General features: G+C 60.0%; 12 protein-coding genes and 1 pseudogene. 10 read left to right on the forward strand and 3 right to left on the reverse strand.

The genetic code is table 11. From position 1 onward, the window contains the following. Nucleotides 1-143: 143 nt before the first annotated feature. Together ACOYXH_RS27495 and ACOYXH_RS27500 are read right to left on the reverse strand one after the other, a co-directional pair. Complete coding sequence (locus ACOYXH_RS27495) at nt 144-908, reverse strand: methyl-accepting chemotaxis protein (protein WP_460410892.1); 765 nt, start codon at nt 906-908, stop codon at nt 144-146. Nucleotides 909-1,001: 93 nt separating this feature from the next. Continuing rightward, nucleotides 1,002-2,036: pseudogene (locus ACOYXH_RS27500) on the reverse strand (HAMP domain-containing protein); the annotation flags it as partial. 282 nt (nt 2,037-2,318) lie between these two features. Here ACOYXH_RS27500 and ACOYXH_RS27505 point away from each other — a divergent pair. Together ACOYXH_RS27505 and ACOYXH_RS27510 are read left to right on the forward strand one after the other, a co-directional pair. Further along, nucleotides 2,319-2,573: a hypothetical protein gene (locus tag ACOYXH_RS27505; protein WP_003220802.1), complete on the forward strand. Its 255-nt coding sequence runs from the start codon at nt 2,319-2,321 to the stop codon at nt 2,571-2,573. A 30-nt stretch (nt 2,574-2,603) separates the two neighbouring features. Then, complete coding sequence (locus tag ACOYXH_RS27510) at nt 2,604-3,173, forward strand: lipocalin family protein (RefSeq protein ID WP_093430049.1); 570 nt, start codon at nt 2,604-2,606, stop codon at nt 3,171-3,173. Between the two features lie 118 nt (nt 3,174-3,291). Here the strand turns inward: ACOYXH_RS27510 and ACOYXH_RS27515 are convergent, their stop codons facing one another. After that, complete coding sequence (locus tag ACOYXH_RS27515) at nt 3,292-4,656, reverse strand: formimidoylglutamate deiminase (protein ID WP_460410109.1); 1,365 nt, start codon at nt 4,654-4,656, stop codon at nt 3,292-3,294. 145 nt (nt 4,657-4,801) lie between these two features. On the opposite strand from ACOYXH_RS27515, the gene hutC reads away from it, so the two are divergent. From hutC to hutH, 8 genes are all read left to right on the forward strand, one after another. Further along, nucleotides 4,802-5,512, forward strand: a complete 711-nt coding sequence (hutC, locus tag ACOYXH_RS27520; protein ID WP_163013658.1) for a histidine utilization repressor — start codon at nt 4,802-4,804, stop codon at nt 5,510-5,512. Further along, nucleotides 5,509-6,078 carry a HutD/Ves family protein gene (locus ACOYXH_RS27525; RefSeq protein ID WP_095047180.1) on the forward strand — a complete coding sequence of 190 codons (570 nt, stop codon included), beginning with the start codon at nt 5,509-5,511 and terminating at the stop codon, nt 6,076-6,078. Before hutC ends, ACOYXH_RS27525 begins: the two co-directional genes overlap by 4 nt. A 449-nt stretch (nt 6,079-6,527) precedes the next feature. Next, the gene (gene hutU, locus ACOYXH_RS27530) at nt 6,528-8,210 is read left to right on the forward strand and encodes a urocanate hydratase (RefSeq protein ID WP_095047181.1); all 1,683 of its coding nucleotides are present in this window, start codon (nt 6,528-6,530) and stop codon (nt 8,208-8,210) included. A gap of 155 nt (nt 8,211-8,365) precedes the next feature. Further along, the gene (locus tag ACOYXH_RS27535) at nt 8,366-9,838 is read left to right on the forward strand and encodes a purine-cytosine permease family protein (RefSeq protein WP_095047182.1); all 1,473 of its coding nucleotides are present in this window, start codon (nt 8,366-8,368) and stop codon (nt 9,836-9,838) included. Nucleotides 9,839-9,907: 69 nt separating this feature from the next. After that, a complete protein-coding gene (locus ACOYXH_RS27540) occupies nt 9,908-10,876 on the forward strand; it encodes an ABC transporter substrate-binding protein (protein ID WP_095047183.1) in 969 nt (322 codons plus the stop codon). 83 nt (nt 10,877-10,959) lie between these two features. Next, complete coding sequence (locus ACOYXH_RS27545; protein WP_007949591.1) at nt 10,960-11,811, forward strand: ABC transporter permease; 852 nt, start codon at nt 10,960-10,962, stop codon at nt 11,809-11,811. Beyond that, nucleotides 11,808-12,638, forward strand: coding sequence for a quaternary amine ABC transporter ATP-binding protein (locus tag ACOYXH_RS27550; RefSeq protein ID WP_095047184.1), 831 nt, complete (start codon nt 11,808-11,810; stop codon nt 12,636-12,638). The genes ACOYXH_RS27545 and ACOYXH_RS27550 overlap by 4 nt, the downstream gene beginning before the upstream one ends. Before the next feature lie 142 nt (nt 12,639-12,780). Continuing rightward, entirely contained in the window at nt 12,781-14,304 is a 1,524-nt protein-coding gene (gene hutH, locus ACOYXH_RS27555) for a histidine ammonia-lyase (protein ID WP_460410110.1), read from the forward strand. The last annotated feature ends 88 nt before the right edge of the window (nt 14,305-14,392 follow it).

Consider the following 14,392-nt stretch of genomic DNA (forward strand, 5'->3'; position numbering starts at 1 on the left):
GGACTGACCGAGGTGTCTGGGCTTGATACATCGACCTGAGATATCGAGTCGAACTCAAGTTTGAACAACATGAAGATTGGCTCCCTTTCCCCCTCGCCCCCTTGGGGGAGAGGGCTGGGGTGAGGGGGTAAGGCTCTTGATCTTCAGATGCGGAAGCTGCCAACCAACTGCTTCAGACGTGAAGCCTGCTGCTCCAGATCCGAGCACGCCCGCAACGTCGCCTGCAAGTTCTCCACACCTTCCTGATTCAGCGTGTTGATCTCGTTGATATCGACATTGATCGACTCGACCACCGCCGTCTGCTCTTCAGTCGCGGTAGCCACCGACTGGTTCATCCCGTCGATCTCTCCAATACGCTGAGTCACGCTACCCAATCGCTCACCGGCCTGGTTGGCGATGCCGACACTGCTTTCACTCTCGCGCTGGCTCTCGGTCATGATGCTGACCGCCTGACGGGCGCCGACTTGCAGCTCTTCGATCATCTTTTGCACTTGCTGCGCCGAATCCTGGGTACGGTGCGCGAGGTTGCGCACTTCATCCGCCACCACGGCAAAACCACGACCCGCTTCACCGGCACGCGCCGCTTCAATCGCGGCGTTGAGCGCGAGCAGGTTGGTCTGCTGGGAAATGCTGGTGATCACTTCGAGAATCTGGCCGATGTTCACCGTGTTGCTGTTCAGGGTTTCGATGTTGCCGCAGGAATCGCTGATCTTCGCCGACAGCTGTTGCATAGCCTGGATGGTTTTATCCACAACCTGCTGACCGTCGACCGCGAGGCTGCGGGCATCGCTGGAGTGCTGCGAGGCGAGGGCGGCGTTCTGGGCGATTTCCTGCGCGGCGGCGCCGAGTTGGTTGATCGCGGCGGCGACGCTGTTGGTACGGCTGGACTGCTGATCGGAGTTGTACATCGACGAGTTCGACGCCGCGACTACGCGCAGGGCGACTTCGTTGACCTGGCCGGTGGCCGAAGACACTTCACGTATCGAGGTGTGAATGCGCTCGACGAAACGGTTGAACGAGGTGCCTAGCGCGCCGAACTCGTCGTTGCCGTGGATTACCAGACGTTTAGTCAGGTCGCCTTCACCTTCGGCGATGTCGTGCATCGCGCGGCCCATGGTCAGCAACGGTTGCATCAGCACGCGAATGAGCATGCCGAGCAGGGCGATGATGATCACCACGGCAATAACCATGGCGATCAGCGCCGAGGTGCGGAATTCGCTGAGCATTGCAAACGCGGTGTCTTTATCGAGTACCAGCGCCACGTACCAGTCGGCCGACGGCACGCCGTTGATGTGGGTGAAGGAGATCAGTTGGGTTTTGCCGTCGAGCTCGACTTCTTTCAGGCCCGGGCTGACTTTCGGCGCACCATTCGGATAGGCCTCGGCGAGGGTTTTGAGCACCAGTTTGCTGTCCGGGTGGATCAGGATCTTGCCGTCAGCACTGACGATGAACGCGTGGCCGTGGCCACCGAAGTTCAGCGAGTTGATGATTGCGCTGACACTGGTCAGGTCGATGTCGGCACCGGCGACGCCGAGCATCTGCCCTTGGCGCTGTACCGGCGTGGCAACGGTGATTACCAGTTTGCCCGAGGACGCGGCGATGTACGGTTCGGTGACGATGGTCTGTTGCGCGCTGTTTGCCGCTTTGTACCAGCCCCGGGCGCGTGGATCGTAATCCGGTGCGCGGTTGCCGGCCGGCACCGAGAACATCACGCCGTCAGCGCCGCCGAAGTAGCTGAGCTGGAAATTGCCGGTGTAGGCGGGCAGGTCGATGATGCGTTTCAGGTTGGCGGGGGCGTTGCCGTCGACGGCGACTTGCTGCGACAGCGATTGCAGCAATTGAATGCGGCTTTCCAGCCAGGTCTGGATGTTGCTGGTGGTCAGGCTGCCCAGCTCCTGCATCGAGGCTTCGGTGCTGCTGTTCAAGGCTTCGCGCTGTCGATAGTCGTTGAAGAAAATGAAACAGGCGAACGCAATGGCCACCACGAGGGCGGCAGCCAACAAGATCTTGTGGCTGAATTTCATGTTTCTGGTCATCGAATGAACTACCGCGAAGGGACTGGTCAAGAAAGGGCGGCAATTTGCCACACTCGGGGGCTTTGCGCTGCTTTTATGTCGACCGCGGTGCGCCAAAGATTAGGCGTCTTTGGCGAAAGGCGACGAAATGCTCAATAGCGTTACAAAGTGGCTGATTTATCGGCAAATGCCAGACGGGCGGGCTAATAAATAGCCATTCCCCCACGGAACCAGATGAGGGTTTTCTCTTCTAAGCTTCTGGTTGGCACCATGCCATCCCCCCCTCGTTCCAGGAGTTACACCATGTCGCTGCGATCTATCGCCCTTCTGACGTTTTGCGTGCTGTTGGCCGCATGCAGCAAGGTCAATCAGGAAAACTATTCGAAGCTCTCGGCCGGTATGGCCAAGGCCGAAGTCGAGACTCTGCTCGGCAAGCCCACCGATTGCTCGGGCGCGCTCGGCATGTCCAGTTGCACTTGGGGCGACAAGAACAGCTTTATCAGCGTGCAGTACGCCGGTGACAAAGTGCTGATGTTTTCCGGCCAAGGCCTGAAGTAAACCGGGGCTTCGCGCCCACGGAGAAGAAAAATGAAGCGGTTATTGCTGATCCTTTTTGCCGGCCTGGTACTGGCCGGCTGCGCCACTTCCGGCGTCGACCCGTTGGCGCCGAAAACCGTCAACAGCGTCAATCTCAAGCGTTATCAGGGCACCTGGTATGAACTGGCGCGCTTGCCGATGTATTTCCAGCGCAATTGCGCGCAGTCCGAAGCCCATTACACCCTAAAGCCTGACGGCAATGTCGCGGTGCTCAATCGCTGCCTGACTCCGGACTGGCAGTGGGAAGAAGCCAAGGGCACGGCTTATCCACAGGTGCCGGGCAAGACCGACAAGCTCTGGGTCGAATTCGATACCTGGTTCTCACGTCTGATTCCGGGTGTGGCGAAAGGCGAATACTGGGTGCTGTACGTCAGCGATGACTACAAGACCGCCATCGTCGGTGACCCGAGTCGCAAGTACATGTGGTTGTTGTCGCGCACACCGACCGTCAACGGGGTGGTCCGTGAAGAGCTGCTGAGCAAGGCACGTCAGCAAGGCTATGACACCACGCGATTGATCTGGCGCGCGTCGGATCGGCAGATGGCCAAGACCTCGAACTGAAGAACACCACAAACCCCCTGTAGGAGTGAGCCTGCTCGCGATAGCGGTGTGTCAGCCATAAATATGTGACTGATACACCGCTATCGCGAGCAGGCTCACTCCTACATTGGGTTATGCGTCAGCCCAGGAGGTCACGCAGGACCTGGGTGAAGGCGCTAGCACTGTCTTCTTCGCCAGCATGTCGACCATCACGCACTACCCACTGACCATTGACCAGCACATCGCGCACCTGACGATCGCCGCCGGCAAACAACCAGCGATTCAAAATCCCGTCGCCATTGGCCGTCGCCAGATACGGATCGCTGCCGTCGAGCACAATCCAGTCCGCACGCTTGCCAACCTCCAGCGCGCCAATCGGCTGCCCCAACGCTTGCGCACCGCCATCCAGCGCCGCGTCATACAGCGTGCGCCCGACCATCGGTTGATCCGCGCCATACAAGCGATTGCGCCGCTGATCGCGCAGACGCTGGCCGTATTCCAGCCAACGCAATTCTTCCACCACGCTAAGCGACACATGACTGTCGGAACCTATGCCCATGCGCCCGCCCTGGGCGAGGAAATCCACCGCCGGGAAAATCCCGTCGCCCAGGTTCGCTTCAGTGGTCAGACACAGTCCGGCAATGGCGCGACTCTTGGCCATCAGCGTGACTTCTTCCGGGTTGGCGTGAGTGGCGTGCACCAGGCACCAGCGCTGATCGACTTCGGTATTTTCGTACAGCCATTGCAGCGGCCGCCGACCACTCCAGCTCAGGCAGTCGTCGACTTCTTTCTGTTGTTCGGCGATGTGAATATGCACAGGGCATTGCTTGTCGCTGGCCGCCAAGACTTCGCTGATCTGCTGCGGCGTGACCGCGCGCAACGAGTGAAAGCAAAGGCCCAGCGATTGCGCCTTTTGCTGCGCCAGTAACGGCTGCAAACGCGATTGCAGGTTCAGGTAATTTTCGCTGCTGTTGATAAAGCGACGTTGGCCGTCATTCGGCGTCTGGCCGCCGAAACCAGAGTGGCTGTAGAGCACCGGCAACAGCGTCAGACCGATGCCGCTTTCACTCGCAGCCTGGCTGATGCGCAAGGCCAGTTCAGCCGGATCGGCGTAAGGCTGACCATTGCTGTCGTGGTGCACGTAATGAAATTCAGCGACGGAGGTATAACCGGCCTTGAGCATTTCGATGTACAGCTGACGGGCAATCACGCCGAGCTGATCCGGGCTGATTTTTCCGACGAGCCGATACATCAAGTCGCGCCACGTCCAGAAACTGTCGCTCGGATTGCCGGCCACTTCAGCCAGACCCGCCATCGCCCGCTGGAAGGCGTGGGAGTGCAAATTCGGCATGCCCGGCAACAGCGGGCCGCTCAGCCGTTCGGCGCCGTCTGCGGTGGAATCGGCCTGAATCTGGGTCAGCAGGCCATCGGCGCTGACCTCAAGACGTACATTGTTGGCCCATCCGTTAGGCAGCAGCGCGCGTTCGGCAAAGAAGGCGGACATGGTTCAGCACCCCATCGTGTGTTATTTGTATATACATATACAGACGTTTGCCTGCCCGGTAAACTCCGGCAAGCTAGCCACTTTCACCAATGAACAGGGATCAACCGTGCCGACTCCGCCTCCAGTCTCCCCGTTGGCCGCGAACATGGGCGACAGTCCGGCGCCCTTGTACGCCCGCGTCAAACAGATGATCACCCAGCAGATCGACAGCGGAAACTGGCCGCCGCACTACCGCGTGCCGTCCGAAAGCGAGCTGGTCAATCAACTCGGTTTCAGCCGCATGACCATCAACCGCGCGCTACGCGAGATGACCGCTGACGGTCTGTTGGTGCGCATGCAAGGCGTCGGCACCTTTGTCGCCGAACCGAAGAGCCAGTCTGCGCTGTTCGAAGTGCACAACATCGCCGACGAAATCGCCTCCCGTGGCCATCGCCACACCTGCCAGGTCATCACTCTTGAAGAAGAGGCTGCCGGTTCCGAGCGCGCGCTGGCGCTGGACATGCGTGAAGGGCAGAAGGTGTTCCACTCGCTGATCGTGCATTACGAAAATGATATTCCGGTGCAAATCGAAGACCGTTTCGTCAACGCACTGGTCGCGCCGGAATACCTCAAGCAGGATTTCACTCTGCAGACGCCTTACGCGTATCTCAATCAGGTGGCGCCGCTGACTGAGGGCGAGCACGTGGTTGAAGCGATTCTGGCCGAGCCCTCCGAGTGCAAGTTGCTGCAGATTGAAAAAGGCGAGCCGTGTTTGCTGATTCGTCGCCGCACATGGTCGGGGCGCCAGCCGGTTACCGCTGCTCGACTGATTCACCCAGGTTCCCGTCATCGTCTGGAAGGACGCTTTCATAAATGACTCAAGTGAAGGTTTTACGCGCCGAAGGCTACCCGCGCATGCCGTGGAAAAACGGTGGCGGCAGCACTGAAGAAATCACCCGTGACGCGGGGGCCGGCCTGGACGGTTTTGGCTGGCGCCTGTCGATTGCCGACATCGCTGAGTCGGGTGGTTTTTCGACGTTCGCCGGTTACCAGCGGGTGATCACCGTGTTGCAGGGTGACGGCATGACCTTGTGCGTTGACGGCGACGATACGCGGCCGCTGTTACCGCTCGACCCGTTTGCTTTCAGTGGTGAGAGCCAGGTGTCGTGCACGCTGCTAGGCGGTGCGATTCGCGATTTCAACCTGATCTATGCGCCGCAGCGTTACAGCGCGCGGTTGCAGTGGCTGGACGGTGAGCAGCGGCTCTTCAGTTCGGCGGGAACGTTGCTGGTGTTCAGTGTCAGCGATTTGCTGGAAGTGGCGGTTGGCGACAGCACGTCGCAGTTGGGGCGACATGATTGTCTGCAACTGGACGGTAACAGTGGGCTGGCCGAAGTCTCCACCAACGCCGCATGCTGCGTGATCGAGTTGACTGCGCGCTGATTCAAAAATCTTAAAAGATCGCAGCCTTCGGCAGCTCCTACAGGGTCTACATCAATCCCAATCCAGGAGCTGCCGAAGGCTGCGATCTTTTGCTTTTGGGGTGTTCCCAACCCACGCACCAACTTGTTACCGAACGCCCCAGCGTGGCGCAAAACCACGCTCACGTAACAAAGTCCCGTCGCCCTAAATCATCCCCATGAAAAATTTCATCCACGCCCGAACCCTTGATTCAGGCGCCGTCCAGCCGTGCCCGCGATTTTTCTTGAACACCCCTCCAACAAGTTGGCCGCTTGATTGCATATGCTTGTATGTACAAGTAAAGACGTATGCGTATGAGTTGTTCGAGACTCTCCGCAGCGTCCACTGATTCGCTTGTCGCGCATTGATGCACGCAGGCTGCTTGCCCACTGCCAGGGTTGGTTTGAATTGATCGCTGAGGAGTCTTTTTCGTGACTGACAATAAGCCTACAAAGTTTCGCAACGTTGAGATCCGCGCCGCCCGCGGCAACAAGCTGACCGCCAAGAGCTGGCTGACCGAAGCGCCGCTGCGCATGCTGATGAACAATCTCGACCCGGAAGTCGCCGAGAACCCCAAAGAGCTAGTGGTTTACGGTGGTATCGGTCGCGCCGCGCGTAACTGGGAGTGCTACGACAAGATCGTCGAGAGCCTGACCAACCTGAACGACGACGAGACCCTGCTGGTGCAGTCCGGCAAGCCGGTCGGCGTATTCAAGACTCATAGCAATGCCCCGCGCGTCCTGATCGCCAACTCCAACCTGGTGCCACACTGGGCGAGCTGGGAGCACTTCAACGAACTCGACGCCAAAGGCTTGGCCATGTACGGCCAGATGACCGCCGGCAGCTGGATCTACATCGGCAGCCAGGGCATCGTTCAAGGCACCTACGAAACCTTCGTTGAAGCCGGTCGCCAGCACTACAACGACAACCTCACCGGCAAGTGGGTCCTCACCGCCGGTCTGGGCGGCATGGGTGGTGCGCAACCGCTGGCGGCAACCCTCGCCGGCGCTTGCTCGCTGAACATCGAATGCCAACAAGTCAGCATCGATTTCCGCCTGAAAAGCCGTTACGTCGACGAGCAGGCCAAAGACCTCGACGACGCCCTGGCGCGCATCGACAAATACACCAAAGAAGGTAAAGCGATTTCCATCGCCCTGCTGGGTAACGCCGCAGAAATTCTCCCGGAACTGGTCAAGCGCGGCGTACGCCCGGACATGGTCACCGACCAGACCAGCGCCCACGACCCGCTCAACGGCTACCTGCCGGCGGGCTGGACCTGGGACGAATACCGCGCTCGCGCCAAGACCGAACCGGCCGCCGTAATCAAAGCCGCCAAGCAGTCGATGGCGGTGCACGTCAAAGCCATGCTGGAATTCCAGAAGCAAGGCATCCCGACCTTCGACTACGGCAACAACATCCGTCAGATGGCGCAGGAAGAAGGCGTCGAAAACGCCTTCGATTTCCCGGGTTTCGTACCGGCCTACATCCGTCCGCTGTTCTGCCGTGGCATCGGTCCGTTCCGTTGGGCGGCGCTGTCGGGTGATCCGCAAGACATCTACAAAACCGACGCCAAGGTCAAAGAGCTGATCCCGGACGACGCCCATCTGCACAACTGGCTGGACATGGCCCGCGAGCGCATCAGCTTCCAGGGGCTGCCGGCACGTATCTGCTGGGTTGGTTTGGGCCTGCGCGCCAAGCTCGGTCTGGCCTTCAACGAAATGGTCCGCAGCGGTGAGCTGTCGGCGCCGATCGTGATCGGTCGCGACCACCTCGACTCCGGCTCGGTCGCAAGCCCGAATCGTGAAACCGAATCGATGCAGGACGGTTCCGACGCTGTGTCCGACTGGCCACTGCTCAACGCATTACTCAACACTGCAAGCGGGGCGACCTGGGTTTCCCTGCACCACGGCGGCGGTGTCGGCATGGGCTTCTCGCAACACTCGGGCATGGTGATTGTTTGCGACGGTACGGACGAAGCGGCCGAGCGTATTGCGCGCGTACTGCACAACGACCCGGCCACCGGTGTCATGCGTCACGCCGATGCCGGTTACCAGATCGCCATCGACTGCGCCAAGGAACAGGGCCTGAACCTGCCGATGATTACCGGTAAATAAACGCACAACCCCTGTAGGAGTGAGCCTGCTCGCGATGAGGCCGGCACAGTCGGCAAATGTGCTGACTGACACACCGCAATCGCGAGCAGGCTCACTCCTACAAAAGCAAAAGCCAAAAAAGAACAAAACCCGGAACAATCCACAGAGGTTGAATCATGGCTGTTAACACCGATCGTGCAGGCAACAAACCGTTGATCGAAAAGCGTTCGATCGACTACATCCCGGAAGCGGAAAGACACGGTCGTCTGTTTAGCCAGTTCACCCTGTGGATGGGGGCGAATCTGCAAATCACCGCGATTGTCACCGGGGCCCTGGCCGTGGTGCTGGGCGGTGATGTGTTCTGGTCGTTGATCGGTCTGTTGATCGGCCAACTGCTCGGCGGCGGGGTGATGGCGTTGCACGCTGCGCAAGGGCCGAAACTGGGTCTGCCGCAGATGATCTCCAGTCGCGTGCAGTTTGGCGTTTACGGCGCGGCAATCCCGATCGTGCTGGTGTGCCTGATGTACCTGGGTTTCACCGCGACGGGTACCGTGCTTTCCGGTCAAGCGTTGGGTCAGTTGTTTAACGTCAGTGACAGCGTCGGCATCCTGATTTTTGCCAGCGTCATCGTGCTGGTGACGGTGCTCGGTTATCGGGTGATCCACTGGATCGGCCGTGTTGCCAGCGTGATTGGCGTGATCGCTTTCGTCTTCCTGTTCTGGCGTTTGATGAGCCAAACCGACGTCGGCGCACTCCTGCAAATCCGTCATTTCAGCTGGAGCAGCTTCCTGCTCGCGGTGTCGCTCGCGGCCTCCTGGCAGATCGCTTTCGGCCCCTACGTGGCTGACTATTCCCGTTACTTGCCGAGCAACACCTCGGCGGTGAAAACCTTCTTCGCCGCCGGTGCCGGTTCAGTGGTTGGCGCGCAAGTGGCGATGATCCTCGGTGTGTTCGCTGCGGCTTCGGCCAACGGCCAGTTCGCCGGTCATGAGGTGGCTTACATCGTCGGTCTGGGCGGCACCGGTGCCACCGCTGCGCTGCTGTACTTCAGCATCGCGTTCGGCAAGGTGACCATCTCGACGCTGAACTCCTACGGCAGCTTCATGTGCATCGCGACCATCATCAGTGGTTTCAAAGGTCACCTGACCGTTACGCGCATGCAGCGTCTGGTGTTTGTGCTGGTGATTGTCGGCGCAGCGACCCTGATTGCACTGCTTGGTCAGCACTCGTTCCTCGGTGCGTTCAAGTCTTTCATCCTGTTCCTGCTCGCGTTTTTCACCCCGTGGAGCGCGATCAACCTGGTGGATTACTACTGCATCACCCGCGAGCGCTATGACGTGCCGGCGCTGGCCAATCCGAACGGTCGCTATGGCCGCTGGAACCTGCTCGGCATCAGCGTCTATGTGTTCGGTGTGCTGGTGCAGTTGCCGTTCATCTCCACCAAGTTCTACACCGGCCCGCTGGTGGCGGCCCTCGGTGATGTGGACATTTCCTGGATCATCGGTCTGGTGCTGCCGGCTGCCGTCTACTACGTGTGCGCAAAAAAATGGCACAGCGCGGTACCTGATCAACTGATTCTGCCGGTCGAGCAGAACAGCGTTGTACCACCTGAAAAAAGTGGGGCCGGTCGCGCTGCGGCGCAGGCCTGATTGGACGTGGACAGGGCTGGATGCCTCTTGACTGCCGTAAGCCAATTCATGATTAGGAGCGTCGAAACAATGAAATCGAACAAGACCCTGCTCACCACACTGCTGTCCATGGGCCTGCTGGCCAGTGCCGGTGCGACCCAAGCCGCTGGCTGGTGCGAATCGGGTAAACCGGTGAAATTCGCCGGCCTGAACTGGGAAAGCGGCATGCTGCTGACCGACGTGCTGCAAGTGGTGCTGGAGAAAGGTTACGACTGCAAGACCGACAGCCTCCCGGGCAACTCCATCACCATGGAGAACGCCCTGAGCAGCAACGATATTCAAGTGTTCGCCGAAGAGTGGGTCGGCCGCAGCGAAGTCTGGAACAAGGCCGAGAAGGCCGGCAAGGTCGTCGGTGTCGGTGCACCGATTGTCGGCGCTGTCGAAGGCTGGTACGTGCCGCGCTACGTGATTGAAGGCGACGCCAAGCGCAAGCTTGAGCCGAAAGCCCCGGACCTGAAAAACATTGCCGATCTGGGCAAATACGCTGCCGTGTTCAAGGACGCCGAAGAGCCGTCCAAGGGTCGCTTCTACAACTGCCCGGCGGGTTGGACCTGCGAACTCGATAACAGCGAAATGTTGAAAAGCTATGGCCTCGAAAGCAGCTACACCAACTTCCGCCCGGGCACAGGCCCGGCGCTGGATGCGGCGGTGCTGTCGAGCTACAAGCGCGGCGAGCCGATCCTGTTCTACTACTGGTCGCCAACCCCGCTGATGGGCCAGATCGACGCGGTGAAACTGGAAGAAAAACCCGGCGTCGACAAGACCGTAAGCATCAAGGTCGGCCTGTCGAAAACCTTCCACGACGAAGCCCCGGAACTGGTCGCCGTGCTGGAAAAGGTCAACCTGCCGATCGACCTTCTGAACCAGAACCTGGGCCGCATGGCCAAGGAACGTATCGAGTCGCCAAAACTGGCGAAAATCTTCCTCAAGGAACATCCTGAGGTCTGGCATGCGTGGGTCAGTGCAGACGCAGCCAAGAAAATCGACGCGGCGCTGTAGGTCGATACCTCCCGGTCAACCGTGAGGCTGGCCGGGAGATATGCCGTAATCGCTTGATTGAGATTTCTGATTGAGAGCCGCTTATGTTTCCCGAAAGCTTTACCTTTTCCATCGCCGACTGGGTCAACGGTTGGGTCGATTCGCTGGTCACCAACTACGGTGATGTGTTCCGCCACATCTCCGACACCCTGCTCTGGGCCATCGTCAACCTCGAAGGCCTGCTGCGTGCGGCGCCGTGGTGGTTGATGCTGGCGATCGTCGGTGTCGTCGCCTGGCACGCCACGCGCAAAGTGGTGACCACGGCGGTCATCGTCGGTCTGCTGTTCCTCGTCGGCGCCGTTGGCCTGTGGGACAAGCTCATGCAGACGCTGGCGCTGATGATGGTCGCGACGATCATTTCGGTGCTGATCGGCATCCCGCTGGGGATTCTCTCGGCGCGCAGCAATCGCCTGCGTTCGGTGCTGATGCCGCTGCTCGACATCATGCAGACCATGCCCAGCTTCGTGTATCTGATCCCGGTGCTGATGCTGTTCGGTCTGGGCAAGGTCCCGGCGATTTTCGCCACGGTGATCTACGCCGCGCCGCCGCTGATTCGCCTGACTGATCTGGGTATTCGCCAGGTCGACGGCGAAGTGATGGAAGCGATCAACGCGTTCGGCGCCAACCGCTGGCAGCAACTGTTCGGCGTGCAATTGCCGCTGGCCCTGCCAAGCATCATGGCCGGGATCAACCAGACCACCATGATGGCCCTGTCGATGGTAGTGATCGCTTCGATGATCGGTGCCCGAGGTCTGGGTGAAGATGTGCTGGTGGGGATTCAGACTCTCAACGTTGGACGCGGCCTCGAAGCCGGTCTGGCGATCGTGATTCTCGCAGTGGTCATCGACCGCATTACTCAGGCGTACGGTCGGCCACGGCATGAGGTGAGCAAATGAGCAACGCAACCGTGAGCAAGATCGAAGTCAAAAACGTCTTCAAGATTTTCGGCAACCGCGCCAAAGAAGCGCTGGCCATGGTCGGCCAGGGCAAGACCAAGGATCAGGTGCTGAACGAAACCGGTTGCGTAGTCGGCGTTAACGACCTGTCGCTGAGCATCGGCACCGGCGAGATCTTCGTGATCATGGGCCTGTCCGGCTCGGGCAAGTCGACGCTGGTGCGTCACTTCAACCGCCTGATCGACCCGACCAGCGGCGCGATCCTCGTCGACGGTGTGGACATCCTGCAATACGACATGGACGCCCTGCGCGAATTTCGCCGGCACAAGATCAGCATGGTGTTCCAGAGCTTCGGCCTGCTGCCGCACAAGAGCGTGCTCGACAACGTCGCCTACGGCCTGAAAGTGCGTGGCGAGAGCAAGCAGATGTGCTCGGAACGCGCGCTGCACTGGATCAACACCGTGGGCCTCAAAGGCTACGAAAACAAATACCCGCACCAGCTCTCCGGCGGCATGCGTCAGCGTGTCGGCCTGGCCCGCGCCTTGGCGGCGGACACCGACATCATCCTGATGGACGAAGCGTTCAGTGCGCTGGATCCACTTATTCGCGCGGAGATGCAGGACCAGTTGCTGGAGCTGCAAAAGACCCTGCACAAGACCATCGTCTTCATCACCCATGACCTCGATGAGGCGGTGCGTATCGGCAACCGCATCGCGATTCTCAAGGATGGCCGGCTGATTCAGGTCGGCACGCCACGCGAGATTCTGCATTCGCCGGCGGATGAGTACGTTGACCGGTTTGTGCAGCGGCGGGCGGCGGTGGTCTGACGCTCGTTCCCACGCTCTGCGTGGGAATGCATCCCGTGACGCTCCGCGTCACCCTGCACAGAGCAGAAGTCGGGACGCGGAGCGTCCCAGGCGGCATTCCCACGCAGAGCGTGGGAACGATCTTGTTCAAGAGGTTTTTTAGATGTCCCAGGCTGAAAAAATCGTTATCACCGGCAGCCCCCTGCGTTGGCAGGACGTGGTCGCCGTCGCCCGTCACGGCGCGCCTCTGGAACTGTCCAGCGACATCTGGGCGCGCATCGAAAACGCCCAAGGCATCGTTCAGCGCATCGTCGCCAGCGGCGAGCGCGCCTATGGCGTCAACACCGGTCTGGGCGGTTTGTCCAACGTCTCGCTCAAAGACGAGCAACTCAGCCAGCTCTCGCGCAACACCTTGCTTAGCCATGCCTGCGGCGTCGGCCCGGTGCTGCCCGATGAGCAGACTCGCGCGATCATCTGCGCGGCGATTCACAACTACAGCCACGGCAAATCCGGCATCCATCGCCGGGTCGTCGAAGGCCTGCTGACGCTGCTCAATCGCGGCATCACTCCGCAAGTGCCGTCGCAAGGTTCGGTGGGTTATCTGACGCACATGGCGCACATCGGCATCGCGTTGCTCGGCGTCGGTAATGTCAGCTATCGCGGCCAGATCACCTCGGCGCAACAGGCATTGGCTGAAGAAGGCTTGAAGCCGGTGCAACTGGGTGCGAAGGACGGTTTGTGCCTGGTCAACGGCACGCCGTGCATGACCGGCCTCAGCTGTCTGGCGATTGCCGACGCAACGCGGTTGGTGCAATGGGCCGACGTCATCGGCGCAATGAGTTTCGAAGCCCAGCGCGGCCAGATCGATGCGTTCGACGCTGAGATCATCGCGCTGAAACCGCACCCGGGCATGCAGCAGGTCGGCATCAATCTGCGTGCGTTGCTCGATGGCAGTGAAGTAATTGCGTCGAGCAAGGGCATCCGTACTCAAGATGCGCTGAGTATCCGTTCGATCCCGCAGGTGCACGGCGCTGCACGCGATCAATTGGAACATGCGATCAAACAGGTCGAAGCCGAACTCAACGGCTGCACTGATAACCCGCTCCTGCTGGGCACGCCGGACAATTTCCGGGTGATGTCGCAAGCCAACCCACACGGGCAATCGGTGGCGATGGCGGCGGATTTGCTGGCGATTGCCATGGCCGAAATCGGCTCGATTGCCGAGCGTCGCCTCGATCGTCTGGTGAACCCGCACGTTAGCGGTCTGCCGGCATTTCTGGTGGCCAATCCTGGGGTTAATTCCGGGATGATGATCGTGCAATACGTCGCCGCGTCACTGTGTGCGGAAAACCGTCAATTGGCGCAACCGGCGGTGCTCGATAACTACATTACCTCGGGCCTGCAGGAAGACCACTTGAGCATGGGCACCAACGCCGCGCTGAAGCTGCACCGCGCCCTGGAAAACTGTACACAGATACTCGCTATCGAATATCTGCTGGCGGCGCAGGCGTTTGAATTCCTCAAGGAACAGCGCTTTGGCGTGGGCACTGACCGCGCGTGGCGACTGCTGCGCGAAACGGTTCCGGCCTACGACCAGGATCGCTGGCTGGCGCCGGATATCGCTGCCGCTGCGAGCGTTCTGAAAAACCCGAATACGCTGCACAACGTATTACCGAATCTGCACTGACAATACCCACGCCAGCGTGCCAAGGCGCGACTCCCCAAAAGGCGAGACGCGACGGACAACGGACATCTCCGGAGCGTCTGGCGAGTTA

This window comes from Pseudomonas sp. Mb7 (genome assembly GCF_054790525.1).

Coding starts and splice junctions, on each gene's coding strand:
- ACOYXH_RS27510 (WP_093430049.1), top strand. CDS start 2,604: ATGAAGCGGTTATTGCTGATCCTTTTTGCCGGCCTGGTACTGGCCGGC.
- ACOYXH_RS27525 (WP_095047180.1), top strand. CDS start 5,509: ATGACTCAAGTGAAGGTTTTACGCGCCGAAGGCTACCCGCGCATGCCG.
- hutH (WP_460410110.1), top strand. CDS start 12,781: ATGTCCCAGGCTGAAAAAATCGTTATCACCGGCAGCCCCCTGCGTTGG.
- ACOYXH_RS27540 (WP_095047183.1), top strand. CDS start 9,908: ATGAAATCGAACAAGACCCTGCTCACCACACTGCTGTCCATGGGCCTG.
- ACOYXH_RS27515 (WP_460410109.1), bottom strand. CDS start 4,656: ATGTCCGCCTTCTTTGCCGAACGCGCGCTGCTGCCTAACGGATGGGCC.
- ACOYXH_RS27495 (WP_460410892.1), bottom strand. CDS start 908: ATGTACAACTCCGATCAGCAGTCCAGCCGTACCAACAGCGTCGCCGCC.
- ACOYXH_RS27545 (WP_007949591.1), top strand. CDS start 10,960: ATGTTTCCCGAAAGCTTTACCTTTTCCATCGCCGACTGGGTCAACGGT.
- hutC (WP_163013658.1), top strand. CDS start 4,802: ATGGGCGACAGTCCGGCGCCCTTGTACGCCCGCGTCAAACAGATGATC.
- ACOYXH_RS27550 (WP_095047184.1), top strand. CDS start 11,808: ATGAGCAACGCAACCGTGAGCAAGATCGAAGTCAAAAACGTCTTCAAG.
- ACOYXH_RS27535 (WP_095047182.1), top strand. CDS start 8,366: ATGGCTGTTAACACCGATCGTGCAGGCAACAAACCGTTGATCGAAAAG.
- ACOYXH_RS27505 (WP_003220802.1), top strand. CDS start 2,319: ATGTCGCTGCGATCTATCGCCCTTCTGACGTTTTGCGTGCTGTTGGCC.